The sequence below is a fragment of the Camelimonas fluminis genome (genome assembly GCF_014656355.1).
In the GTDB taxonomy this organism is placed as follows: domain Bacteria; phylum Pseudomonadota; class Alphaproteobacteria; order Rhizobiales; family Beijerinckiaceae; genus Camelimonas; species Camelimonas fluminis.
Window position 1 is genome coordinate 1 of sequence record NZ_BNCG01000009.1, and the last position, 23,307, is coordinate 23,307.

A 23,307-nucleotide genomic window follows, 5' to 3' on the forward strand; every position below is an offset into this window, starting at 1 on the left:
TAGTCGGACGAACTCGCTGGGCGTGACGATGTCCAGATATCTGAGAGACATGGTTCTGGCGGATCTGGAAAGGAGCGCGGGATGAGTGTCGCAAGATCCAGAGAGAACATAATGAGAACGACGGCAATCCCGCTGTCAGCAAAGACGGCCGTTCCATGGGTGCCTCGCGGGCTGAACCGCGATGAGGCCGCATATTACATCGGGGTCGGCACGACAAAATTCGATCAGCTGGTTTCGGATGGCAGGATGCCGCGCGGAAAGAGGATCGATGGTCGCGTGATCTGGGATCGCGCCCAGCTTGATGTTGCCTTCAGTGACCTTGGGGCCTCAGAGGGCAACGTCATTGACGCCGCATTGAGCCGTCGTTGAGAGGCATATCAGGAATGAGCGACGAATATCCCTATGTCAGTTCCTACAAGGACCGGCACGGGAAGGAGCGTTGGCGCTTCAGGCATGGCGGCAAGTCGGCTTCCCTGCCAGGGGCGCCGGGATCGCCAGAGTTTGAGGAAGCTTACGCCGCGGCGCTGGAAGGGCGGAAGATTGAGAAGCCATCTCCAGCCATCAAGCACCCCGGTGCTGTAACCCCAAAGACGCTTAAGGACGCATGGAAGCGCGTGCCCGGCAGCCTTCCAGAATGGCGCAGGCTCAATCCCGAAACGCAGCGACGGCAGGCAAGGATTGCTGACGGCTTTCTGATGAGCAAAGTCGCAGAAGGGGCTGATCTCGTCTGGGGAGACGTTCCAGTCGCAGACCTGCGCCGTCGCCACCTGAAGGCGATCATAAGCGACATGAGCGACCGGCCGCATGCCGCTCGCCATCTGGTCGTTGTCATCCGAAGAATGATCCTCGTGGCAATGGACGAGGAATGGATCGATATCGATCCATCGTACAACCTGAAGTACAGGCCGGGCTATGGCGGGTGGAAGGCGTGGCCCGAAAGCGCCAGGACGAAATTTGAGGCGCGCTGGCCCATAGGTACGACACCACGCCTCGCCTACGCTTTGGCCCTTTGGCTGGGTAACAGGCGAACTGATATCGCAACCCTGAAACCTGACGCTATCGACGGAGACCGGATGATCCTCAAGCAGGGCAAGACAGGCAGGGATCTGGTCCTCGACATTACCCCGATGCTCAGGGAGGTTCTTGACGCGACGGACCTGTCCGGCCCAACGATTCTCAGAACCGCCTACGGCAAGCCGTTCTCCCACAAATCGTTGACCGGCAGGATGGCCGACTGGACGAAACTTGCCGGCCTGGCTCCCGGCCACACGCTTCATGGGCTGAGAAAGACTCTCGGGAAAATGCTCGCAGAAGGGGGCGCGACTACCAGACAAATCATGGACACGCTGGGCCACACCGACATAAACCATGCAGAGCTTTACACGCGTGAGGCGGAACAGGCCCTGCTGGCGAGAGACGGCATGAAAGCCGTGGTGAAGCTGGTATCGGGAGGCAGAAAAGGCAGCGGCTAACCTGATGGCGAACCCAAATGGCTAACCGCCATACAACAGGTTGCCAATAAAAGGCTTTGGCGCTCCCAAGGGGACTCGAACCCCTGTTTTCGCCGTGAGAGGGCGACGTCCTGGACCGCTAGACGATGGGAGCTCGCTGCGGAGGACTGCCGTATATCCAGCATCCGGGAGACTTTCAAGGGCATTCCACGTTTATCTGTGCAAAGTTTCACCGAAGGCGACGTCAGGCTGCTTGCAGCCGCCGCGTCAGGCGCCGCTTCCGCCTTGTTCGCCAAAGATTTTCAGGCAAAGCCGCGCCGGATCGCGTACAACCAGGCGCGGTCTGGTGGGGACCGGTTTTTCTGCACGGAGCAGCGGCGTTTCCTCAAACCGCGGCGACCGGGCAAGGTCAGGGCAAGCGCAAGGGTGACAGCGTGACGGGACGGGACGATACAGCGACGGATGCGGGCATGAACGCGCCGGGCGCCATGCCTGGGCCCATGGGACCCGCGCTCCTGGAGACCGCCGATCTCACGACGGAGAGCGCCGGCCGGCTCGACAAACTGCTGGCCGACGCCTTTCCGGACCTGTCGCGCAGCCGCCTGCAACAGGTGGTTCGCGCCGGCGGCGTCAGCGTCGACGGAGTTGTCGTGGCGGCGCCGTCAGCAAAAGTGAAGGCCGGGGCGCGGATCGCCCTGCAGATCCCCGAGGCGGAGCCGGCGCGGCCGGTAGCCCGCGCCATTCCCCTCGACATTCTCCATGAGGACGACGCCCTCATCGTCATCAACAAGGCGGCGGGCATGGTGGTGCATCCGGCTGCGGGGCATCATGACGACACCCTGGTCAACGCCCTGCTCGCCCATTGCGGCGACAGCCTGTCCGGCATCGGCGGCGTGCGACGGCCGGGGATCGTGCACCGGCTCGACAAGGACACCTCCGGCGTCATGGTCGTGGCCAAGACCGACCAGGCGCATCAGGCGCTGTCGGCGCAATTCGCCGACCATGGCCGCACCGGACCGTTGCGGCGCGCCTATCTGGCTATTGCCTGGGGCGCGCCCTCCCTGCCCCGCTTCACCATCCGCAAGCCGCTGGCGCGCAGCGTCCACAACCGTGAGAAGATCGTTGTGGTTGGTGAAGACCAGGGGCGGGAGGCCATCACCCACGTCTCCGCGCTGAGATCCTGGAGCACGCAGACGCGCAAGGTCACGGAACCGGTAGCCTCCCTGCTGCGTTGTGAACTTGAAACAGGGCGAACCCATCAGATTCGCGTACACCTGGCTGCACAGGGCCACCCGCTGCTGGGGGATGCGCTCTATGGAGCCGGGTTCATGTCGCGGGCGGCGAAGCTGACGCCTGCAGCGCGCGACGCGCTGGAGCAATTGGGGCGACAGGCGCTGCATGCAGAAATGCTGGGTTTTGCTCACCCGGTGACGGGAACGCCAATGAGTTTCGAGGCGCCGCCGCCGGCGGATCTGCAACGACTGCTGCGCGCGCTCGATGAAGCCGGCGCCTGAATGCGCCTTGCGCCCTGGCCCAGCTTTCCGCGTTGCGCGCGGATGGCTCAAGGCCCGGCGCAATCCTGACCCTGTCATGCGGTGAGAAGCTGGAAAATCCGCGGCCAGCCAGTCCTGAACGGCCGCTATGGAAGTTTTTCTGCAGAGCCGGGCGGCGGCATGAAGATGTCGGCGCGGGAAGCGTCGATGAGGTGCGGCAGCGCACCGCGCCTGCATACGCCAGGCGCCAGTCTACACGAGGACGAACGGCAGCTGAGCGGGCGTTGTATTGCCCGGACGGGACGGATGATCTCCGGAACCATGGTCTGGTCGCCATCTGGCGATGGCGCAGACGTCAAGTTTCAGCCATGGTTGCCGGCGACCATACGTTCTGCGGTTGGCCCTGGCGGCGGCCGTTCATGCGCCTGCCCGGATAGGGGGGCGCGAAAGGAGTGTCCTATGGCCACAACATCGATGCCTGTTCTCGCGAACGAAGGCGGTCTTTCGCGCTATCTGGACGAAATCCGCAAGTTCCCGATGCTGCAGCCCCAGGAAGAGTTCGACCTGGCCAAACGTTGGCGCGACGGCGGCGACCGTGAGGCTGCGCACAAACTCGTCACCTCCCATTTGCGCCTCGTGGCCAAGATCGCCATGGGTTATCGCGGCTATGGCCTGCCAGTTTCCGAAGTCGTTTCCGAAGGCAACGTCGGCCTGATGCAGGCGGTGAAGCGGTTTGAACCCGAGAAGGGCTTCCGTCTCGCCACATATGCCATGTGGTGGATCAAGGCGGCGATTCAAGAGTATATCCTGCGTTCGTGGTCGCTGGTGAAAATGGGCACCACGGCCAACCAGAAGAAGCTGTTCTTCAACCTCCGCAAGGCGAAGAGCCGCATCTCGGCGCTGGAAGACGGCGACCTGAGGCCGGAACACGTGGCGCACATTTCGACCCAGCTCGGCGTGCCGGAGCAGGACGTGATCGAGATGAACCGCCGCCTCGGCGGCGACGCCTCGCTGAACGCTCCCCTGCGCGCCGGCGGTGAAGGCGACGGCGAATGGCAGGACTGGCTTGTCGACGACAGCGCCAGCCAGGAGAGCCTTCTGGTCGCGGCTGAAGAGCGCGACAACCGGCACGCCGCACTGATGGATGCGCTGGGCGTGCTCAATCCGCGCGAGCGCCGGATTTTCGAGGCCCGTCGCCTGACGGACGATCCGATCACGCTGGAAGAGCTTTCTGGCGAATTCGGCGTCTCTCGGGAGCGCGTGCGCCAGATCGAGGTGCGGGCGTTCGAGAAGGTGCAGGAGGCCGTGAAGCGCGCCCTGGCGCGCATCGAGGCTCCCGGCGTCCGCAAGGCTGCGCCGGCGCTGGCCGCCGCCCGGTAACACTCCACGCGTCACGACCCAGCACACCACAGCACAACAAAAAGCCCGCCTGTTCAGGCGGGCTTTTTCATATTCAGGCGCCCTGCCGGGGGCTGGAGGCTGGGCCCGTCGCGCCGGGATTGCTGAAGCCGGTTCAGAAGCGAACCCGACCCAGGCCGCCGGTCAGTTGCCGGCTCCCCAGCTTTTGAAGGCCTCGGCGATAACCTTTTCTCCGGTCGCGCCCTTTTCCAGGGCGATGACAGCGCGGCGGCCATTGTCATAGCGAACCGGCAGATCAATCCACGGACGGTTGCGGATCAGGTCAACATTGCGCTCGACGTCGTTCGGCAAATTCGACAGGCCGACCAGGAACACCGATTCCGACACCGCCACTGGCAGGCCGGCAAGCGGTACGCCACGGGCATTCTCTTCGGTTTTGAACTGGGGAACGCCAACGTCGCGGATCACCCGCCCGTCGCCCGTCGCGCCCTTCTTGAACGTCAGCTCCATCAGGTGCGACGCCGGCAGGGCTGCGTCCGTATTGCGGCGCAGGGTTATCTTGAGATCAAGACCAGCCTCCGGAATGGTAACGTCAGCGCGCACCACATTCTCGAGCGGCTGGTTCTGGCCCGGGTTCTCGGAGTCGAGCCGCCAGGTGACCTTGCCCTGGAAAACCTTCGGCGTCTGCGGGTTGTCCGGCGTCTCCTCATACAGGATGGCGCGCTGGACTCCTTCGACAGCCTGGCCTGGCTGCGTCGCCCCGCCCTGCTGCCCGGCTGGCGCCCGGCCCGCATCGACGCGCTGACCGAACTTCTGATCATTGCCAGCGTCCGGCGTGGCGGCCACGGGCATCTCGGTCGGCTGCGGCGCCGGCTGCTTCACCTTGTTGGCCCAATACGCAACGCCGCCAACGCCCGCCAGCGCGACGACCAGCAGCCCCCCGATCAGGGCGTTGCGACGCCCCTTGCCAGCCGGCTTTGGCGGCGGCGGCCGCAGGCGCGTCTCATCGACCACAGGCTCCGCGCGCGGCGACGCCGCCGTCGGTTCCCCCGGCTTTGGCTCACCAGCGGGTGAAGGTTCTTTGGAGCCAGACCTGACGACGCCCTGCGGCGCGCCATTGGCGGGACGGATGCCGGTATGGCCAAGCTGGGTCGCCGGCTTCGCCGTGGCGGCCGGTTCAGCGCCCGGAGCCGAAGCGGTCGGGACCGGAGCGATCGGCGCCGTCGGCGCAGACGAACCACGCGCGGGAGGCGCGGCGGCTCCGCTGTGGGCAGGATTTGAGGGGGCGGCGCTGGCCTGGGGCGCAGAACCCTGAGCGGCGGGGTTTTGCGACGCAGCGGGCGCGGCGGGTGAAGCTGATCCTGCTTGAGGCGCGACAGACGGCGCAGCAGGCTGCCCGCCTTTGCCTTCCGCGGCCTTCTCTCCGGCAGCCTGGCCTTCCGCGCCCTGCTCGCGCTCGATGCGGGCGATCACATCATCGAGCGCAGCCAGCTCATGGGCGACGTCCGCCTCAGGCAGCGGCGGATCCATCCCCCGCAGCTGGGCGAGAAGCACGTCCCTGGCGCGCGCAAACAGGGCGTTGCGCGCTTCGGGAGAATTGTCCGGCAGGCCGCGGATGGCCCGATCCAACAGAGGATAAAAGTCCGCCATGGCCGCTGGAATCGCTCCCGCCTGTCAGGTTGTCAACCTTCGAATGGATTATGCACCAATATGGTATCATCCCGCTCGGGGCTGGTCGACAGCACCGAAACCGGCGCGCCGACAAGCTCTTCAATGCGGCGCACGTATTTCACCGCTTGGGCGGGAAGCTCGGCCCAGCTGCGGGCGCCGGCCGTTGATTCGGACCAGCCCTCGATCTCTTCATACACCGGAACCACCCGCGCCTGCTCGGCCTGCCCGGCAGGCAGGTGATCGATTCGCCGGCCGTCCAGATCATAACCCACACAAACACGAATCGTCTCGAAGCCGTCGAGAATATCCAGCTTGGTCAGGGCGAGGCCGTGAATGCCCGAGGTGCGGACAGTCTGGCGCACCAGCGCGGCGTCGAACCAGCCGCAACGGCGCTTGCGGCCGGTATTGACGCCGAATTCCTTGCCGCGCACGCCGAGCAACTCGCCAATCTCGTCGTTCAGCTCGGTCGGGAACGGGCCGCCGCCGACGCGCGTCGTGTAGGCCTTGGCGATGCCGAGCACATAGCCGATGGCCGAGGGGCCAAGGCCCGAGCCGGTGGCGGCCTGGGCGGCGACGATGTTGGACGAGGTGACGAACGGATAGGTGCCGTGGTCGATGTCGAGCAGCGCGCCCTGGGCGCCCTCGAACAGGATGCGGCGGCCATCGCGACGCATGGCGTCGAGCCGGGCCCAGACCGTGTCGACGAACGGCAGGATCTTCGGAGCGATCTCCGCCAGCGATGCGATCAGCTCGTGACCGTCGATTTCGGCGATGCCGAGCCCACGGCGCAGGGCGTTGTGGTGGGCCAGCAGGCGCTCCACCTTGCCAGGCAGGGCGTCGATGTCAGCCAGGTCGACGACGCGAATGGCGCGACGGCCAACCTTGTCCTCGTAGGCAGGGCCAATGCCGCGCTTGGTGGTGCCGATCTTCAGGCCTTCAGAGGCGTTCTCACGCAACTCGTCCAGCTGGCGATGCAGCGGCAGAATCAGCGTGGCGTTGTCGGCGATCTTCAGGTTGTCCGGCGTGACGGCGACGCCCTGTCCGGTCAGCTTGGCGATTTCTTCCACCAGGTGCCACGGATCGACAACAACGCCGTTGCCGATGACCGACAGCTTGCCCTTGCGGACAATGCCGGACGGCAACAGCGCCAGCTTGTAGGTGACGCCATCGATCACCAGCGTGTGGCCGGCGTTATGGCCGCCCTGAAAACGCACGACAACATCGGCCTGCTCCGAGAGCCAGTCGACGATCTTGCCTTTTCCCTCGTCGCCCCACTGGGCGCCCACCACCACGACATTGGTCATCGCGAACTCTCTGATATCCCCAATAGTCAAACAGGCCGCCATACGACAGGCCCGACAGCAAAAAACCCCGGCGCAAGGCCGGGGTCTTGCACCTCCCTTTGCTCCATTCGCGCCGGAAGGTCAAGGGCGACAACCTGTCCAGGACCTTCCTCCAGCGCAGGCGCGCCCGGTAAATGGCCCATGGCGCCGGCGCTGCGACTGTGCCACGTTCGGCGCATGTCAGCGCCCGCAAATGCTCCCGGTTCATCGTCGCTCCGTCGTCTGGGCTCCAGCCTGTACAGCAACGGCCCCCTGCTGCTCGCGCTCACAACATTGATGTGGGCGGGCAACGCCGTGGCCAGCCGGCTGGCTCCGGGGCACCTGTCGCCAATGCTGATGACCTGCGTGCGCTGGATGGTGGTGCTGGCGATCGTGCTTGTGCTGTTCCGGCGCAGCATCGCCAGCGAATGGCCAGTGCTGAAGCGCAGCTGGCCAACCGTGCTGTTTCTGGGAGCGATTGGCTACACCATCTTCAACGCGCTGTTTTACGCGGCGGGCGCTTACACCAGCGCCATCAATCTCACCCTGTTCCAGAGCTGCCTGCCGGCGCTGATTCTGGTCGGCAGTTTTCTGGTCTTCGGCGTCCGGGCGACATGGATCCAGCTGCTGGGCCTGTTGCTGACCATGGCGGGCGTGGCCGTCGCCGCCAGTCATGGCGACCTTGCCAGCCTGAAGCAGTTGCGGCTGAACTTCGGCGACATCCTCACCATGATCGCCTGTGTGCTCTACGCCATCTATACCATTGGCCTCGGCAAACGCCCGGCGGTGAGCGGCCAGACCCTGTTCGCCGGCATGGCGGCGGCGGCGTTTCTCACGTCGGTTCCCCTGCTCGGCTGGGAAATCGCCAGCGGCCGCGTTGTCTGGCCCGGCGACGCGCTCGGCTGGGGCATCCTGATGTTTATCGCGATTTTCCCGTCGCTCATCTCGCAGATGTTCTACATGCGGGCGGTGGAGCTGATCGGCGCGGACCGGGCGGCGGTGTTTCTCAATCTCACGCCGGTGTTCGGCGCGATCCTGGGCGTCGCCATCCTTGGCGAGCGCTTCGGCGTCTACGAGGCCGCCGCCCTGGCGCTGGTGCTGGGCGGCATTTTCCTCTCGGAGAAGCTGGGACGGCCGAAGCAGGTCGCGACGAAGCCGGCCTGAACCCGCCGCCCAGAACTTCCTGCCTCAGGACTTGAGGCGCATGCGCTCCATCATCTCGGGCGACGCCGCGCCTTCACGGAACACGGCGCTGGCGCGCAGCACCGTCTCGCCGTCGCAGGTGAGGATGCACTGGGCGAACAGGGTGCGATCGACGTTGCGCACCACTTCGGTGCGTCCCTCCATCCAGCCGCCCAGCTTGCCGGCGCCGAGGAAATCACAGGTCAGCGACACGGTCATGTGGAAGCCCTGCAGGTCTTCCTGATGCTTGCCGGCAATCGCCATCTGGATGTCGGCGAAGGTCAGCAGCATGCCGCCATGGCAGATGCCGGCGACGTTGCAGTGCTTTGGCTGGACATAAAATCCAAGATTCAGCTGACCATCGGCGATTTTCATGGCGAAGGGGCCAGTGAGCGCCAGGAAGTCCGTCTCGGAACCGATGCGGAGCGGCCGGAAGCCGGGCGGCAGCGGCCGTTCGCCCAGAACGGCGGAGGCGGCGGGCGCAGCGGAAGAAGCTGCGGATGAGGCGGTCGTCAAAGCGGTCGTCGAAGCGTTCATGGCGTCGCCCTACCCGTCCGCGCCGCCCCGGTCAACATGCGGAAATGGTAGCCCTGGCAAGCAAAACCCGGCGCCAGCCGCTCATGGGCCGCAGATGCATCCGGAGCCCACAGGTCCGGCCGCCGGTCTTGCAGACGGGCCTGCATCACCCGGCAAACGACAGCGCCCGGAAGGCCATGGCGGCGTTCCGGGCGTTGCGAAATCGGGCGTCGCGAAATGTCAAGGACGCCAGCGCGCGGCCGGGCCGGTCAACCCTCGGCGGGAGCCACAGCGTCCGGAACCGCCTCATCTTCCGGGTCGCCAGCCGGAACCGGGCCGTCGTACTTCTTCACCACCACCCTGGTTCCGGTCGGCACCTGGCTGTGCAGATGGATGATGTCCTGGTTCAGCAGGCGGATGCAGCCGCTCGACAGCGACAGGCCGATGCTGCCCGGATCATTGGTGCCGTGGATGCGATACAGCGTGTCGCGGCTGCCCTGGAACAGATACAGCGCCCGGGCGCCCAGCGGATTGTCCGGACCGCCCGGCATGCCCTTCGCCCACGGCCTGGCCTTGGGGTCGCGCTTGACCATGGCCGCCGGCGGCGTCCACACCGGCCACGAGGCCTTGCGCGCCACGGTCGCCCGGCCGTTCCAGCGGAAACCGGCGCGACCAACGCCGACGCCATAGCGGATGGCGCGGCCGCCGGGACGGACCAGATAGAGATAATGCGCGCCTGGATCGACAACGATCGTGCCCGGCTGCTCGGTGGCTTCGTAGTCGACCTCGCGGCGCAGGAAACGGGGATCGATCTGGGTCAGGTCGACGGCGGCGACCGTGAAGCGACCATCATCCACCTCGCTGTAGATGCGGGCGTAATAGGGATCGACTGGCGGCGGAGCGGCCAGCTCCGGGCGGCTACGGTCTGTACAGGCAGCCAGAAACACCGGCGCGGCCAGCAAAAAACGTCGACGATCCATCATGTCATTCAGGTCCCGGGAGGCCACGCGCCGGCAAGGGCGGACGGCCGATATTGAAAGTCAGAGCACCGGAGAAAGCGGCGGAGCGGAAGCGTTGCGGCGCAGGCCACACCATCCATTCCGTGCGTTTCCGGCTTTGTGATTGGGCCGCAGCGCCGCGAAATGCGGTGTGGCGACCAGCGCGACGACGTCGCTTTGAAACCCTGCGTCCCAAGCCAATAAGGCGAGATTGCGTTGAGTATTCCCGAACAGCGGTCGCCAGAGAGGGACAGTGGCCAAAACGCAACAACGGCGCCGGAGCCCCCGGTCCCATGACCATGCGGCGGAAAAGGCTTTGCCAGCATGGATTTCTTCGCGCCCGCCAACATCAACGGCAGAATAGCCACACAACAGAAAAACCCCGGCTTGCGCCGGGGCCTGATGCGCCGCGTGGGGCGAAATCCTGATCAGCCTCATCCAGGTTTTGCCCTGGATCCGGCTGGCGGACCTGCGCGATTCACTGGCCGTTAAAGGTCGGCTTGCGCTTTTCCAGGAAGGCTGAAATCGCCTCGCCGTGGTCGGCGGTGGCGTGCGACAGCGCCTGGTAGGCGGCCGACAGGTCGAGCAGCGCCGGCAGCGAGGTTTCCTGGCCCTTGCGGATCAGCGCCTTGGTCATGCGCACGGCGTGGGGCGGATTGGCGGCGATGCGCAGCGCCAGGCTCTTCGCCGCCTCCAGCAGGTCGGCGTCGGGCACCACCTTCGAAACGAGGCCGATGTCGAGCGCTTCAGCCGCGTCAACCATGTCGCCGGTCAGCGCCATTTCGCACGCCTTGGAGTAGCCGACCACGCGCGGCAACAGCCAGGCGCCGCCATCGCCGGGAATGATGCCCAGCTTGACGAAACTCTCGGCGAATTTGGCGCTCTCGCCGGCGATGCGAATGTCGCACATGCAGGCAAGGTCGCAGCCGGCGCCAATCGCGTGGCCGTTGACGGCGGCGATCACCGGCACTTCCAGCCTGTCGAACGCCAGCGGAATGCGCTGGATGCCCAGCTTGTAGTTGCGGCGGGTCTGGGCCGGCAGCTTGTCGGACAGGCCGCCCTCGCCGCTCATCTTCTTGACATTGCCGCCGGAGGAGAAAGCGGTGCCGGCGCCGGTGAGCACGGCGGCGCGCACGCTCATGTCGGCGTTCATGCGCTCGCAGGCGTCTTCAAGGGCGGTGATCATCTCTTCCGACGAAATGGCGTTGCGCACGTCGGGAAGATTCATGGTGAGAATGACGAGCGGCCCTTCCTGGGCGTAGTCGAGCGGCGATTGCATCGCGGGTCTCCTGGAAACGGAAAAGAATTCGGAAATGGCTGACGCCATGCGCATGGGGGCGGCCGGGCGGATGATCCGCCCCGTCCCGGCTCCCTCACCGCATGGCTCTGGCTCGCGGAGCGCGCCGCCGGTGAGGCCGGCTCACCGGACGCGCTCCCGCTTTTTGAATTGTCGCGTCTTCTTGCGAAGCCTCATCCGCTTCGCATGAAAACGCTCTACCGCAGGCCGAGGCCGCGCGCGATCATGCCGCGCAGGATCTCGCGCGTGCCGCCGCGCAGCGAGAACGACGGGGCGTTCAGCACGGTGTGAGCCAGCACGGCGACGAAATCGCTGGTGGATTTCGTATCCGGCTCCGCGGCGATCAGCTGGCGGGCGATCTCGGGGATCTCCTGCTCCACCAGCGCGCCGAGGTCCTTGACCAGGGCGGCCTGGATCGCCGGATCATCGCCGCGCTGCAGCATGCCGGCCACCGAGCGCGACAGGCGGCGCAGGGTGTAGATGTGGGCGACCAGCCGGCCGATGGCGATTTTCGCCGCTGGCGACGGATCAGGCCCCAGGGCGCGCACCAGTTCCACCAGCAGCGTGAAGGAGGACAGGAAGCGCTCCGGTCCGCTCCGCTCCAGCGCCAGCTCGCTGGTCACCTGCTTCCAGCCGTCGCCCGGCTTGCCGAGCACGGCGTTGTCCGGAATGAAAGCGTCCCGGAACACCACTTCGTTGAAATGATGCTGGCCGGCGAGATCGTAAATGGGGTTGATCTCGACCCCGGCGGTGTTCTTCAGGTCCACCAGCATCTGGGTCAGGCCCTCGTGCCGGTTGGCGGTCTGCTCGGCGGTGCGACAGAGCAGGATCATGTAATGGGCGATGTGGGCGCCGGTGGTCCAGACTTTCGTGCCGTTCACCACCCAGCCGCCGTCGGCCTTCACGGCTTTGGTGCGCACCGAGGCGAGGTCCGAGCCGGTGTCGGGCTCGCTCATGCCGATGCAGAAATAGCAGTCGCCGGCGGCGATGCGCGGCAGGATCGACTGCTTCTGCTCCTCGGCGCCAACCTTGAGGATCAGCGGACCGCTCTGGCGGTCGGCGATCCAGTGGGCGGCGACCGGCGCGCCGGCGGCGAGCATCTCCTCCAGCACCACATAGCGCTCCAGGGCGCTGCGTTCATGGCCGCCGTACTGCTTCGGCCAGGTCATGGAGATCCAGCCCTTGGCGCCCATCTTGCGGCTGAAGGCCGGGTCGGCGCCATTCCAGGAATCCGCCTTCTTGAAAGGCGGGCGACTGGCCAGCTCGGTCTTCAGGAACGCGCGCACTTCGGCGCGAACGCGCTCGGCTTCTTCAGAGACGGGCGGCGGGGCGAAACTGAGCGCTTCCATGGCTCAACTCCCTTGAAATCAGATCAGTTGGGCGGGAGCCCGTTTTGAAATGCGCCGCGAGGCGCGAGGTGGCGGCGCTTGCACGAACCGGAGCGGGGCGGACCTGAAGTCCGTGAGCGCCGGAAGTGGAGAAAGCGTCGTCAGATCGCCGTCGCAGGAGCGTTTCGGGACGGGCTCTCAGGCGGCGGCGGTCAGCATGGCCCAAAGGCCATCAGCGCCAGCGGCGACGGCCTGGTCGCCCAGTTTCAGTTCCCAGAAGGCGTCATTGCCGAACTCATCGCGCCACGACCACAGCCGCTGGGTGCTGAAATGCAGCGCGTGCTCGGCGGTGAAGCCGATGGCGCCGTGCACCTGGTGGGCGATGTTGCAGGCGATGGAGGCCGCCTCGCCGGCGCGGGCCTTGGCCGAGGCGACGGCGATCGAACCGGCGCCATGCTGGGCCTGGACGATGGCGGCGTCGGCTGCGGCGGTGGCGGCGGCGGCCTGCCCGGCAAGGGTGGCCAGATTGTGCTGGATGGCCTGGAACTTGCCGAGCGGCTTGCCGAACTGGCTGCGCTCAAGAGCATATTGCACCGAGAGTTGCAGCACGGTCTGCAGGGCGCCTGCCATCTGGGCGCTGCGGGCGGCGGCGGCCATGGCGTAGACATCGGCGGCCTGGCGCGTCGTCAGTTTCGCCGCCTGGGCCGGCGCCTCATCGAACGCCACGTCGTCGCGCGGCTCATGGGCCAGGTTGGCCGCCTCGGCGATCTTGCAGTCGGCCAGGGCGACGAGCGCCAGCAACGGGCCTTCAGCGGTTTCGGCGACCACTGTCACGCCGCCGGAGGCGAAGCGCGCATAGGGAACGCGCGCAACCGCGCCGGTGATGAGCCAGCCGTCGCCCTTGCGGACGGCGCGCAGGGTTTCGCCAGGGCGGGGAATGGCGATGGTCAGCGGCGCATCCGGGACCACAACGCCGGCCTCGCCGAGCAGGAAACCGGCGATGAGCGTTTCGGCCAGCGGCGCCGGGACCGAGCTGGCGCCGGCGGGAACCAGCAGGGCCAGGGCGTCGGCCAGTTCGGCGCCGCTGCCGCCAGCGTCCTCGGCGACGGCGGCCTTGGTGAGGCCGGCCTCAACCATGGCGTTCCACAATTGCGTCTGGAACGAACCCGTCGCGGCGGCGCGGAGCAGGTCTGGCGTGCAGTAGTCCCTGAACAGCCGGCTGGCTGTCTCGACGAACATGTCGCGCATGTCGCTCATCGAGAATCCTCTCTACCTGAGACGTTTCCAGCCCTTTGAAGCGGAAACGCTTCATCTTTTTCATTCTGGCGCAGGTTCCGGCGCGAAGGCGGGGCGTCGCCATGACCGGCACTGGCTCCTTGTCACGCGGGGGGAAGCCGCGCTTGACCTTCTCTATCGCGGCTCAGCCCAACAAAATCTACCCCCCAGGACGTGCAGGCGATGCAGCGTCATCCCACGCGGCATGTTTCCCGCGCGGGGCGTTTCTTGCACAAGGCGTCTCTTGCGCAGGGCGTTCCTGGCGATGGGCGTTCCTCGCGAAGGATGTTCCTGACGAAGGATGTTCCTGGCGTGCGCGGAAGGCAGATGCGGAAAGCAGGCCTGCCGCTGCTGCCGGGCGCGTCGCGCCCGGGGAGCCGAAAGCTGGTTCCGCGCAACCGCCACATGCTCTATGCAAACGCAACGACAGCAATGGGCGCGACCGGCGCCGGCAGGAAACAGCCGCAGGGAGGCAAGGATCGTGGGCATGCAGAGCGCGTTGGCGCCAGAATTTCAGATCGTCGCGGATGAGGCGGACGAGACGCCCTGGCGCGTTGTCGCCGGCGGCGTCACCATCGCCCGCTTCGCCACGGAAGCGCTGGCAATGGCCTGCGCCGACGCGCTGGAATCAGCGGAGATGGAAGCCGCCATGCCGCCGCCAGGCGATGGCTGGGACATGATCCGCAGTCGCGGCTTCACCCGCCACGCCGGCCCGATCTGGCATCGCCATGACGAAAAGGGCCTGGTGTTCGGCTTCCGCGCCCTGCCCAAGCACCGCAATCGCAATGGCGTCATCCATGGCGGCATGATCATGACCTTCATCGACCGCATTCTCGGCGTCGCCATCACCGAGAACAGCGACGCCCGCCCCCACGCCACCATCCAGCTCGACACGCATTTCGTCAGCGGCGCCCGGGTGGGCGAATTCGTCGAGGCGCGTTGCGAACTGGTGCGCGCCACCAAAGCGGTCGCCTTTGTTTCGGCGACGGTCACGGTCGGGGAGCGCATCGTGGCGAAAAGTCAGGGAATGTGGAAGCTGCGCGAAGCCGGCTAACCAGCCAGCTTCATCAATCGCTGGCGCTGCTTTCCCAGGCGGCGTGCAGCACGCCGGGCTCCGCCTCAAGCGCATTGACCACGGCTTCGATTTCGTCCGGGTCGACGGAGTTGCTGGCCAGCACGGCGATGAGATCCACCGTGCCGTTGCCGTGGGTCGTCTCGCGCACGTCGGAGATCGGGTAGTAGGCGTCCTTCAGCCGTTGAACCAGCAACTCGCGGATCGGTCCGACGTCGGCGCGCGTCGTCGTGACCGTGACTTCAATGGTCAGTTCGGCGCTCTGCTCGTCCACCGGGATGCGGTTGATGGCGTTGACCAGCGGTCGCAGCAGGGTGTTGCCGGCGACGACGAAAATGGTGATGAGCAATGCCTCGGCCAGCAGGTCGACGCCCGCCGCCGCGCCCACCGCCGCCGAGCACCAGAGCGTGGCGGCCGTGTTGAGGCCACGCACGTTCATGCCTTCCTTCATGATCACGCCCGCGCCGAGAAAACCGACGCCGGAAACCACATAGGCGATGACCCGCAGGGACTCCTTGTCGCCGGCGATGCGGGCGGCGACATCAACGAAGGCGGCGGCGCCCACGGCGACCAGCACATTGGTGCGCAGGCCAGCCGACCGCAGCCGGAACTGCCGCTCGACGCCGATAATGGCGCCGCAGATGAAAGCGGCGAGCAGGCTGATGACCGAATCCAGAAACGGCAGCAACTCAAAGGTCTGGATGAAACGCATGCCGGGCCAACTCCTGTACGCGCGCCGGGAGACCCACGCCCGTTACGACGGTTTCATGACAGGCATGCGTCAACCTTACCGCTCCAAAGCTTTTCCGGGCCGGGCGTTTCCCGCCAGGCGCCTGGAACAGCGACTCAACTTCCTGCGCGACAAAAACGCGTCAGACAACGGATGCTCCGGATGATCGACGCCCTGGCTGTCTACTCCGGCAGCACTGTGGCGAAAAGCTCCGGGCTGCCCTGAAGTTTCCGCATCGCCGCATCTTTCCCCGCCGCGTCGCTGGCGATCCGCAGCCGCCACAGGCCGCCGGGCTTCGGCCCGTCGACAATGCGCATGCCGTTGTCCTGGAGCCAGACGCCCGCATCAGCCATGGTCACGCCGGGGGCGAAGCGCGCCAGCGCATGCACGCCGCTCTCCTGCGCCGGCGCGGAGGCGGTGACATAGCCGCCCGGCTGCTGCCGGCTTCCGGAGGCCAGATGCGCCAGCAGTCCGGCCTGGACGACGGCCAGCGCCGCGAGGCCAGCGACGGCGTAGCCCATGGCGCGGGGCGTGAACGCCTCCACCAGGCCCGCCAGCCAGGCGCCCGGGCCGCTGCGCACTGGCGCGGCGCGGCTTGCGGGGGCTGCGCGGCTTTCCGATGTTACGCGGCTTGCGGGTCGGGCGGCGGTTTCGGCGTCGATCATGGCGAACAGCCGCTCGCGCGCCGCCGGCGACGGCGCGGCGATGCCGTCGTTGAGCAGCACGGTCTGGCTGCGCTCTTCCTCAACAAGGTCGAGCCGGCGCCGAAATTCGGCGTCGTGGGCCAGCCGCGCCTCGACCTGGCGCGTCTGCCCGGACGACAGTTTGCCGGCGGCGTAGAAAGGCAGCAGCAGCTCCAGGTCGTCATCCGGGGACTGCGCCGCCGCTGGCGCGGAGGTCATGGTTGGCTCCCTGTCGGTCATCATGGCCATCCCCTGTCGACGCCCGCTTCCGCGAGCAGGCCCGCCAGGCGCTTGCGCGCATGGAACAGGCGGGTTTTGACGGTGTTGGCCGGAATGCCCAGAATGAGGGCGACCTCATCGACGCCCTGCTCGTGGTAATAAACAAGGTCGATGACCTCGCGGTGCTCCGGGCTGAGCCGGCCGAGACAGGCGCGCATGATCGCCGCCTTGTCCGTTTTCTGCGCCGCGACCTCCGGATCGTCGGCGTCATCTTCCAGCGTTTCGGCGAACCCGTCGTCCAGCGGCGCCGTCGTGCGCCGCCGCAGTTGCGACAGCGCCTTGAAGCGGGCGACGCCAAGCAGCCAGGTGGTGGCGCTGGAGCGGCCCTCGAAGGCGCCCGCCTGGCGCCACACGTCGAGAAACACGTCGCTGACCAGCTCCTCCGCCGTCGCCTCGTTGCGCACCATGCGGACGAGGAAACGGAACACCCGCAGGTGATGCCGCTGGTACAGCGTCATCATCGCCGCCCTGTCGCCCCCGGCGATGCGCCGGATGACCTCCCCGTCCGCGTGCGTGTCCACGGCGCCCCCCAGCCCATGCCCTGACAGTTCCAGAGGCAGTCGCGTCTGGACGGGGCCGCCGGGGCGTCGCCATCCATGCCTCACAACTGTCTCGCATCAATGGCTCCGAGCATTCCCGCCGCGCGCCGCGCTGGTCAAGTCCCGGATCTTCCGGACGCGCACGGCGACTGGACTGGAGCGCTTTCCGACCAGACAGCCCCCTCTGGTCGATCAGAATTCGCTCAAAGCAGAAAACCTGGAGCGAACTCCGGTGACCGGCGACGACCGTCAGTAGCAGCGGCGGCGCCAGATGATTTCGCCCCAGGGCGTCACGTGCTGGCGCATGACGCAGCGCGGGCCGCGCCAGTAGCCGTAACGCGGGCCGTAGTGGTGGCCGTGACGCCACCCGGGCCGGTGATGCCCCCAATGCGGGCCATGCCCGTGACCATGGCCAACCCCATGGTGGCCGTGGCCATGCCCATGCCCGTGACCGTGGCCATGGCCGCCCGGGCCGGCGACAGCCGCGTCGGACATGACGACGGCCCCACCTGCGGCGGCGACCGCCAGCCCCGCCGCCAGCAGCGCTGCGCGGATGGTTTTGCCGGATGTGATGGCGCTGATTACGTTCCCCAACATGGCGGTTCTCCCTTGCCGGATGGTTTGTCGGGAAGCGGTTTCGCTCCCCTTCATGCCCATGGGTCGCAGCAGCGGACAGAATGGTTCACGGCCTGGATGATTTTTTGACCAGACGGCGTCAGCGGCTGGCATGCCGCCCCGTCGCTGACGCACGGAATATTGGTTTGAACCAAAGCGACGCGGGCAGCGACACACAGGCGCCGGCGTCATCGCCGGCGAAGCCAGAGCGGATCCGGGCAAAACCGGAACCATCCTCTATCTTCTTGATCTGGCGCGATTTCCTCATGCAATTGATATCCTCGCAGGGAGGAAACGCTCTATATTTGCCTGACGCGCGGCGCCGCCCGAAATGGGCGCGCCGTGCTCCAGATGATGACAGGTAACGGATATGTGGCGAGACACCCGCCGGGCAGGCGCACGGAACCGCATCGCAACGTCAATCGTGGCCCTGCTGCTGACGCTGCCGTTTGCCGAAGCCCAGGCCCAGTCGGACTGGCGTCAGCGTCCGGACTATTCAGGCCGGACAGAGCGCAGCGACGGCGGGCGGACGGAGCGCTGGCAGGGACAACCCGGAAACGCCCAGGGTTCACGCAACGGCTGGCGCGAGCGTCGCGGGCCGCACGACGGTCCCCGCCCCGTTCCGGGCGAGACGCGTCCGCGCCCGCCTGGGCCTCCGCCATACCATCCGCTGCGACCACGCCCGCGCCCCTTGCCTGACGGCGCGTATTATCCCCCGCCAGTCTGGGCGCCCGCGCCCTGGCGCCAGCCAGGCTACCCGGCGCCGGTCTATGTGGATGAGGATGATGACGACGCGGTGGATGTGCGCCCGGCGCCGCAGCCGCGTCGCCGCCCCCCCGTGCGCGTTGCTCCGGAAAAAGCCGCCGCGCCGCCGAAACCGCCACGCCGGCCGCCGCCGGCCGCGGCTCCTCCCACGCCGCCGGCCGCACCGGCCCGCGCCGACAGCGGCGCGCCCCCCGCGGGCGAAACCCGGTTCGCGCCGCGTGAGGTGCTGGTGACGCTGGCGACCAGCTCCGGCGCGCCCCCGGCAGAACCACTGGCCCGCGATCTGGCGCGGAGCCAGCGTCTGCGCCTGTTGACCATGCGGCCGCTGGCGCTGACCGGCGTGCTGCTGGTTCGGTACCAGATACCGGACCAGCGCACCGTCAGCGCCGTCATCACCATGCTGGAGCGCGACAGCCGCGTGCTCTCCGCCCAGCCCAACTATCTCTACACATTGACCCAGACAGGGCCGACGCAGGCGGGGCCGACAGAGTCCGGGGTCGCCCAACCGGCGACGCCGCCGCCGGGCAGTCTCGCCGCCTCCCAGTATGGGCTGGAGCGGCTGCGGGCCGGCGTGGCGCATATCAGCGCCAGAGGCGCCGGCGTATTGACGGCGGTGATCGATTCCGGCGTCGATGACAGCCATCGGGAACTGGTCGGGGCCGTAACCAGGATCGTGGACGTGACGCAACCCGCCTCTGCCGGCGCGACGAGCGCTTCTGCCGACGCCCATGGCACGGCGATCGCCGGCATTATCGCCGCGCGCGACCAGATGAGCGGCGTCGCCCCCAGCGCACAGTTGATCGCCATCCGGGCCTTCGCGCCGGCGGCCGGCAAAACCGCCGCGGGAAAAGTCGCCGCCAGCCGCAGCGGCGCCCAGGGCTCGTCGCTGGCGGTCGTCCTGGCGCTGGAAGCCGCTGTGCAGGCGAAAGCGCGCGTGGTGAACATGAGCTTTGCCGGGCCGCGCGATCCCCTGTTGTCGAAGGCGCTGGCGGCGGCCGCCGCCAAAGGCGTGATTCTGGTCGCCGCCGTCGGCAATGACGGCCCGGAGGCTCCGCCGGCCTGGCCGGCCGCCGATCCCAACGTCATTGCCGTCACCGCCACCGACGCCAGCGACCAGCGCGTCGCCATCGCCAACCGTGGCGCGCATGTGGCCGTCGCCGCGCCTGGCGCCGACATTATCGGTCCCGCGCCAGGCAACGCCTACCAGTTCAGCACCGGCTCATCGATGGCCGCCGCCCATGTCACGGGCGCGGTGACGCTGCTGCTGGAGGCAAATCCGGCGCTGACGCCTCCGGAGGCGCGCAAAATCCTGACGGAAACCGCGAAGGACCTCGGGCCCGCCGGACGCGACGCCGACACCGGCGCCGGCCTGGTTGACGCGGCCGCGGCGGTGAATGCAGCGAAGAAGGCCGCGAACGGGACCAATGGCGGCGCCGTATCCGGAGAGCAGCCAGCCGCAAACCCGACCGCCAGGGCCGGGGAAACGCCTGCCGCCAGCGGTCCATGAGTCATGCTCATGAACATTGCCGGGCACAGGCGCGCGAAGCCCGACCATGGAGCAAAGCCGTTGAACCGGGTGTTGCCCTGTCGCTTTGAACTGGTGCGTTTCTTCTGCGATGCAACGCCTGCTTCGCGGGACAACGCGCCAGATCATCGGCCCGTCGCAGTCGCCACCCGGTTTTGACCCGCGTCGCGAAAGCCGCCCCACCATCCCGCTCCGCGACGAACGCCCCTGGCCAGGCGATGACGCCGGCGGCCTGATCGCTGCTGGAGGCTGGACACATCGCAGGACAGGCCCCTGCTCCTGCCCGGCGCGCCCGGCTCCGCTCAGATGAACGCCCCGAGGTTCTCATACCGGCCGACGTTCCCCACGCGCGCGCCGCCGGTGAGCGCGCCCTTTGGCCATCCCTCAACCGCGATATGTGGTTTGGCCATCAACGCCGCCTGCGCGTCAGTCCAACGCGCTTCCGGCGCGAACACCACGCGGATATGGGCGCTTTCAATGACATGCGACGACACCTGCGTCAGCCCGGTCACGCCGGTGACCGGATAGTCGCCAAGCCCCAGAACGACGGGGTAATCGCCCGTCTCCCAGCGATGGTTCATCGGCCCGAAAAACGCCGCCGCCTCCTGGTAACGCGCCGCGCTGACGAAGATGGGCGATTCATCAGCGATAAAGCCCCGTTTCACCAGGTGTTCCCCCCAGTGCTGGAGATAGGGATTGCCATCGCCAAGCCCACGGCCGCGTGGAGATCCCGACCCGGCGATTTCCGGCAACACGCAGCTCCAGGAGAAATGCAGATGGTCCAGCTTGCGGGCGTCGATCCGGCGAAGCACCGCGCCGATCTGCTCCGGCGTGGTCGGGTAGCCGCCGCGCGGACGGCGCAGACCGTTGGCGTTCACGAGATCAAAACAGGTGGCGCCTGGCCCCTTCAGGTCAAACGCATGCACGCTGACCCGGTCATATTCCGGGATGCTGCTCTGGAAGGACAGATCAAGCGGCCGGGAGATAGCTGGCCGCTCCGGTCGCCGGCCGCCGCGAGATGACCAGGGAAACATGCGTCCTCTCCCGCCTCAGGAAAGCGACATCATGCAACGCCCCAGGGGCGGGGCGCAGGGAAACCGCCAAGCAGGCGCCCTGGGGTCGCGTTGGCGACGCCTGGCGCGGCTTCCGGTCTGTGATCGCAAGCCGCGCCAGGCTTTCCTGTTTTTCGCCAGTCCCGCCCGACCAGGAAAACCCGCCTGGCGGGAAAGCGCCTTAAGGGCGGATAGCGAAATTGCTGCGGCCGGTTTCCAGGGTCGGCCACGCCAGATTGACGAAGTCGACCAGCAGCGGCCGGGTTTCGCGCGGGTCGATGATCTCCTCCACCCAGAAGGTTTCGGCGCTGCGGAACGGCGAGCGCAGCTTGTTCAGCCGGTCCTCGATTTCGGCCATCTTGGCGACGGGATCATCCGCCGCGTCGATGTCGGCGCGATAGGCGGCCTCGATGCCGCCTTCCAGCGGCAGCGAGCCCCAGCGGCCCGACACCCAGGCGTAGCGGAAGCCGAAACGCCCCGCCGGCTTGTGCACGGCGCCGGCGACGCCGAAGGCGTTGCGGACGATCATGGTGCACCACGGCACCGTGGTCTGGTTCATGGCGGCGAGGGCCCGCACGCCCCAGCGGATGGTGGCTGCCTTCTCCGCCTCCAGGCCGATGAGGAAGCCGGGGCAATCCAGCATATAGACCACCGGCAGGTGGAAGGTCTGGGCCAGATCCATGAAGCGGATGGCCTTCTCGCAGGCGTCCGCCGTCCAGGCGCCGCCGTAGAAATAAGGGTCCGAGGCCATCACTGCCACCGGCTTGCCGTCGATGCGGGCGAGGCCGGTGATCAGCGAACGGCCGAACATCTTGCCGAGTTCGAAGAAACTGCCCCTGTCCACCACCGCCTCGACGATCGGGCGCATCTTGTAGACCTTGCGGATGTCGCGCGGCACCGCCTTCAGCAGGCTCTCCTCGCGCCGCTGCGGATCATCGGTCGGGGCGATCACCGGCGGCAGTTCGTGCACCGAATTGGGCAGATAGGACAGGAAGCGCCGGGCCGCCTCGAAGGCTTCCTCTTCCGTGTCCACCGCCATGTCGATGGCGCCGGAGCGGGTCTGGATTTCCCAGCCGCCGAGATCCTGCTTGCCCAGGGTTTCCACCGTCTGGCCGAGGCGCGCCACCAGCGGCGGGCCGGCGACGAACATCGCCGAGGTCTTCGACATCACCGAGAAATGGGTGGAGGCGAGGCGCGCCGCGCCAAGGCCGGCGACCGAGCCGAGGCCGAGACCGATCACCGGCACCTCGGCCAGATTGCTGGTCATCAGGTCGAAGCTCTCGCCGCCGCCAATGCCGCCCGGCAAATTGGCGCGGCCCTTGGTCTCGATGGTCTTCACCGAGCCGCCGCCGCCGGAGCCTTCGATCATGCGGATGATCGGCATGCGATATGCGGCGGCCATCTGCTCGGCCATCTGCGGCTTGGCGGCGATGGAGGCGTCGGCGGAGCCGCCGCGCACGGTGAAGTCATCGCCGACCACCACCACCGGGCGGCCATCGACCCGCGCCCGGCCGAAAACGCAATTGGACGGCGTGAACGCCTTCAGATTGTTCTGCTCGTCATATTCAGCCATGCCGGCGACGGCGCCGGTCTCGTGGAACGTGCCGGCGTCGACCAGCCGCTCCACGCGCTCACGCACGGTCAGGCGACCACCGTCGTGCTGACGCTTCACCTTATCGGCGCCGCCCATCTCATGCGCCAGAGCCTCGCGCCGCCGCAACTCATCGATTTCCGCCTGCCAAACCATCGAACGCTCCTCCGTGCCGGCGGCGGCAGGCGTTTCACCGGCAGGCAAAACCAGGCCCCGGCCCGCCGCGTCACGGACACCGCGCTCCTGGTCCCTCCCCGCCGGACGGGCGCGCCGCTCCGGACTTCACGGGCCGCCAATGCGACCCATTCTGTTATGCAAAATCGTTATACAAAATTTCATTTTGCTTGCCAGCCATGCAGAGGCGCGCCATCGTTCACCCGAAGCGCCCGACGCAGGCGCGCGGGATGTTCTCCAGCCGCCCGACAAGCGACAACTCATTGACAAAAATGAGCTAACTGTTTGTTGGCGCTGCAAACCGCCGCGCCAAAAGAATTCGGGCGCTGGCGTTCATCCACAGCCGCCAGCGCCAGTTTCCGCAGAAGCGGCCGAAACCAGCCGGCGAGT

21 protein-coding genes and 1 tRNA gene are annotated in these 23,307 nt (G+C 67.1%); 7 read left to right on the forward strand and 15 right to left on the reverse strand.

Going from position 1 to position 23,307, the window contains the following annotated elements; translation table 11 throughout:
* Positions 1-111 precede the first annotated feature (111 nt).
* Positions 112-369, forward strand: a complete 258-nt coding sequence (locus IE243_RS11350) for a hypothetical protein (RefSeq protein WP_191319633.1) — start codon at positions 112-114, stop codon at positions 367-369.
* 14 nt (positions 370-383) lie between these two features.
* The gene (locus IE243_RS11355; protein ID WP_191319511.1) at positions 384-1,472 is read left to right on the forward strand and encodes a tyrosine-type recombinase/integrase; all 1,089 of its coding nucleotides are present in this window, start codon (positions 384-386) and stop codon (positions 1,470-1,472) included.
* A 57-nt stretch (positions 1,473-1,529) separates the two neighbouring features.
* On the opposite strand, the gene IE243_RS11360 is transcribed toward IE243_RS11355, so the two are convergent.
* Positions 1,530-1,605: transfer RNA gene (locus IE243_RS11360), tRNA-Glu, on the reverse strand.
* A 346-nt stretch (positions 1,606-1,951) separates the two neighbouring features.
* Here IE243_RS11360 and IE243_RS11365 point away from each other — a divergent pair.
* Positions 1,952-2,965: an RluA family pseudouridine synthase gene (locus tag IE243_RS11365; protein WP_244643102.1), complete on the forward strand. Its 1,014-nt coding sequence runs from the start codon at positions 1,952-1,954 to the stop codon at positions 2,963-2,965.
* A gap of 438 nt (positions 2,966-3,403) precedes the next feature.
* Positions 3,404-4,324 (forward strand): RNA polymerase sigma factor RpoH, encoded by a 921-nt coding sequence (rpoH, locus tag IE243_RS11370; protein WP_191319513.1) that lies wholly within the window; start codon positions 3,404-3,406, stop codon positions 4,322-4,324.
* A gap of 162 nt (positions 4,325-4,486) precedes the next feature.
* Here the strand turns inward: rpoH and IE243_RS11375 are convergent, their stop codons facing one another.
* Positions 4,487-5,953 (reverse strand): hypothetical protein, encoded by a 1,467-nt coding sequence (locus IE243_RS11375; RefSeq protein ID WP_191319514.1) that lies wholly within the window; start codon positions 5,951-5,953, stop codon positions 4,487-4,489.
* Between the two features lie 32 nt (positions 5,954-5,985).
* Positions 5,986-7,278 carry an adenylosuccinate synthase gene (locus IE243_RS11380; RefSeq protein ID WP_191319515.1) on the reverse strand — a complete coding sequence of 431 codons (1,293 nt, stop codon included), beginning with the start codon at positions 7,276-7,278 and terminating at the stop codon, positions 5,986-5,988.
* Between the two features lie 216 nt (positions 7,279-7,494).
* On the opposite strand from IE243_RS11380, the gene IE243_RS11385 reads away from it, so the two are divergent.
* The gene (locus IE243_RS11385) at positions 7,495-8,460 is read left to right on the forward strand and encodes a DMT family transporter (RefSeq protein WP_191319516.1); all 966 of its coding nucleotides are present in this window, start codon (positions 7,495-7,497) and stop codon (positions 8,458-8,460) included.
* Positions 8,461-8,484: 24 nt separating this feature from the next.
* Here IE243_RS11385 and IE243_RS11390 read toward each other — a convergent pair whose 3' ends face one another.
* From IE243_RS11390 to IE243_RS11415, 6 genes are all read right to left on the reverse strand, one after another.
* Positions 8,485-9,015 carry a PaaI family thioesterase gene (locus tag IE243_RS11390; protein WP_191319517.1) on the reverse strand — a complete coding sequence of 177 codons (531 nt, stop codon included), beginning with the start codon at positions 9,013-9,015 and terminating at the stop codon, positions 8,485-8,487.
* Between the two features lie 248 nt (positions 9,016-9,263).
* A complete protein-coding gene (locus tag IE243_RS11395; protein WP_191319518.1) occupies positions 9,264-9,977 on the reverse strand; it encodes a L,D-transpeptidase in 714 nt (237 codons plus the stop codon).
* A gap of 57 nt (positions 9,978-10,034) precedes the next feature.
* Positions 10,035-10,430 carry a hypothetical protein gene (locus IE243_RS11400; protein ID WP_191319519.1) on the reverse strand — a complete coding sequence of 132 codons (396 nt, stop codon included), beginning with the start codon at positions 10,428-10,430 and terminating at the stop codon, positions 10,035-10,037.
* Positions 10,431-10,470: 40 nt separating this feature from the next.
* Positions 10,471-11,271, reverse strand: a complete 801-nt coding sequence (locus tag IE243_RS11405) for a crotonase/enoyl-CoA hydratase family protein (RefSeq protein WP_191319520.1) — start codon at positions 11,269-11,271, stop codon at positions 10,471-10,473.
* A gap of 215 nt (positions 11,272-11,486) precedes the next feature.
* Positions 11,487-12,638 carry an acyl-CoA dehydrogenase family protein gene (locus tag IE243_RS11410; protein ID WP_191319521.1) on the reverse strand — a complete coding sequence of 384 codons (1,152 nt, stop codon included), beginning with the start codon at positions 12,636-12,638 and terminating at the stop codon, positions 11,487-11,489.
* Between the two features lie 177 nt (positions 12,639-12,815).
* Complete coding sequence (locus IE243_RS11415) at positions 12,816-13,874, reverse strand: acyl-CoA dehydrogenase family protein (protein ID WP_191319522.1); 1,059 nt, start codon at positions 13,872-13,874, stop codon at positions 12,816-12,818.
* Between the two features lie 505 nt (positions 13,875-14,379).
* Between IE243_RS11415 and IE243_RS11420 the strand changes: the two genes are divergently transcribed.
* Complete coding sequence (locus tag IE243_RS11420; RefSeq protein WP_191319523.1) at positions 14,380-14,946, forward strand: PaaI family thioesterase; 567 nt, start codon at positions 14,380-14,382, stop codon at positions 14,944-14,946.
* 13 nt (positions 14,947-14,959) lie between these two features.
* On the opposite strand, the gene IE243_RS11425 is transcribed toward IE243_RS11420, so the two are convergent.
* The 4 genes from IE243_RS11425 to IE243_RS11440 form a co-directional block, all read right to left on the reverse strand.
* Positions 14,960-15,676, reverse strand: coding sequence for an MgtC/SapB family protein (locus tag IE243_RS11425; protein ID WP_191319524.1), 717 nt, complete (start codon positions 15,674-15,676; stop codon positions 14,960-14,962).
* Positions 15,677-15,876: 200 nt separating this feature from the next.
* A complete protein-coding gene (locus IE243_RS11430; protein ID WP_191319525.1) occupies positions 15,877-16,620 on the reverse strand; it encodes a hypothetical protein in 744 nt (247 codons plus the stop codon).
* On the reverse strand, positions 16,617-17,177 hold the full coding sequence (locus IE243_RS11435) for a sigma-70 family RNA polymerase sigma factor (RefSeq protein ID WP_191319526.1): 561 nt from the start codon (positions 17,175-17,177) through the stop codon (positions 16,617-16,619). Before IE243_RS11435 ends, IE243_RS11430 begins: the two co-directional genes overlap by 4 nt.
* 267 nt (positions 17,178-17,444) lie before the next feature.
* Positions 17,445-17,792, reverse strand: coding sequence for a hypothetical protein (locus tag IE243_RS11440; RefSeq protein ID WP_191319527.1), 348 nt, complete (start codon positions 17,790-17,792; stop codon positions 17,445-17,447).
* Between the two features lie 388 nt (positions 17,793-18,180).
* Here IE243_RS11440 and IE243_RS11445 point away from each other — a divergent pair, with 388 nt between their 5' ends.
* The gene (locus IE243_RS11445) at positions 18,181-20,082 is read left to right on the forward strand and encodes a S8 family peptidase (RefSeq protein ID WP_191319528.1); all 1,902 of its coding nucleotides are present in this window, start codon (positions 18,181-18,183) and stop codon (positions 20,080-20,082) included.
* A gap of 320 nt (positions 20,083-20,402) precedes the next feature.
* Here IE243_RS11445 and IE243_RS11450 read toward each other — a convergent pair whose 3' ends face one another.
* Together IE243_RS11450 and IE243_RS11455 are read right to left on the reverse strand one after the other, a co-directional pair.
* The gene (locus IE243_RS11450; protein WP_191319529.1) at positions 20,403-21,134 is read right to left on the reverse strand and encodes a hypothetical protein; all 732 of its coding nucleotides are present in this window, start codon (positions 21,132-21,134) and stop codon (positions 20,403-20,405) included.
* A 199-nt stretch (positions 21,135-21,333) separates the two neighbouring features.
* Entirely contained in the window at positions 21,334-22,899 is a 1,566-nt protein-coding gene (locus IE243_RS11455) for an acyl-CoA carboxylase subunit beta (protein WP_191319530.1), read from the reverse strand.
* Positions 22,900-23,307: the final 408 nt, after the last annotated feature.

What these genes read in the sequence shown, in the direction of transcription:
- IE243_RS11350 (WP_191319633.1), top strand. Translation starts at nt 112, where the DNA reads ATGAGAACGACGGCAATCCCGCTGTCAGCAAAGACGGCCGTTCCATGG.
- IE243_RS11355 (WP_191319511.1), top strand. Translation starts at nt 384, where the DNA reads ATGAGCGACGAATATCCCTATGTCAGTTCCTACAAGGACCGGCACGGG.
- IE243_RS11365 (WP_244643102.1), top strand. Translation starts at nt 1,952, where the DNA reads ATGGGACCCGCGCTCCTGGAGACCGCCGATCTCACGACGGAGAGCGCC.
- rpoH (WP_191319513.1), top strand. Translation starts at nt 3,404, where the DNA reads ATGGCCACAACATCGATGCCTGTTCTCGCGAACGAAGGCGGTCTTTCG.
- IE243_RS11375 (WP_191319514.1), bottom strand. Translation starts at nt 5,953, where the DNA reads ATGGCGGACTTTTATCCTCTGTTGGATCGGGCCATCCGCGGCCTGCCG.
- IE243_RS11380 (WP_191319515.1), bottom strand. Translation starts at nt 7,278, where the DNA reads ATGACCAATGTCGTGGTGGTGGGCGCCCAGTGGGGCGACGAGGGAAAA.
- IE243_RS11385 (WP_191319516.1), top strand. Translation starts at nt 7,495, where the DNA reads ATGTCAGCGCCCGCAAATGCTCCCGGTTCATCGTCGCTCCGTCGTCTG.
- IE243_RS11390 (WP_191319517.1), bottom strand. Translation starts at nt 9,015, where the DNA reads ATGAACGCTTCGACGACCGCTTTGACGACCGCCTCATCCGCAGCTTCT.
- IE243_RS11395 (WP_191319518.1), bottom strand. Translation starts at nt 9,977, where the DNA reads ATGATGGATCGTCGACGTTTTTTGCTGGCCGCGCCGGTGTTTCTGGCT.
- IE243_RS11400 (WP_191319519.1), bottom strand. Translation starts at nt 10,430, where the DNA reads ATGAGGCTGATCAGGATTTCGCCCCACGCGGCGCATCAGGCCCCGGCG.
- IE243_RS11405 (WP_191319520.1), bottom strand. Translation starts at nt 11,271, where the DNA reads ATGCAATCGCCGCTCGACTACGCCCAGGAAGGGCCGCTCGTCATTCTC.
- IE243_RS11410 (WP_191319521.1), bottom strand. Translation starts at nt 12,638, where the DNA reads ATGGAAGCGCTCAGTTTCGCCCCGCCGCCCGTCTCTGAAGAAGCCGAG.
- IE243_RS11415 (WP_191319522.1), bottom strand. Translation starts at nt 13,874, where the DNA reads ATGAGCGACATGCGCGACATGTTCGTCGAGACAGCCAGCCGGCTGTTC.
- IE243_RS11420 (WP_191319523.1), top strand. Translation starts at nt 14,380, where the DNA reads ATGCAGAGCGCGTTGGCGCCAGAATTTCAGATCGTCGCGGATGAGGCG.
- IE243_RS11425 (WP_191319524.1), bottom strand. Translation starts at nt 15,676, where the DNA reads ATGCGTTTCATCCAGACCTTTGAGTTGCTGCCGTTTCTGGATTCGGTC.
- IE243_RS11430 (WP_191319525.1), bottom strand. Translation starts at nt 16,620, where the DNA reads ATGATGACCGACAGGGAGCCAACCATGACCTCCGCGCCAGCGGCGGCG.
- IE243_RS11440 (WP_191319527.1), bottom strand. Translation starts at nt 17,792, where the DNA reads ATGTTGGGGAACGTAATCAGCGCCATCACATCCGGCAAAACCATCCGC.
- IE243_RS11445 (WP_191319528.1), top strand. Translation starts at nt 18,181, where the DNA reads ATGTGGCGAGACACCCGCCGGGCAGGCGCACGGAACCGCATCGCAACG.
- IE243_RS11450 (WP_191319529.1), bottom strand. Translation starts at nt 21,134, where the DNA reads ATGTTTCCCTGGTCATCTCGCGGCGGCCGGCGACCGGAGCGGCCAGCT.
- IE243_RS11455 (WP_191319530.1), bottom strand. Translation starts at nt 22,899, where the DNA reads ATGGTTTGGCAGGCGGAAATCGATGAGTTGCGGCGGCGCGAGGCTCTG.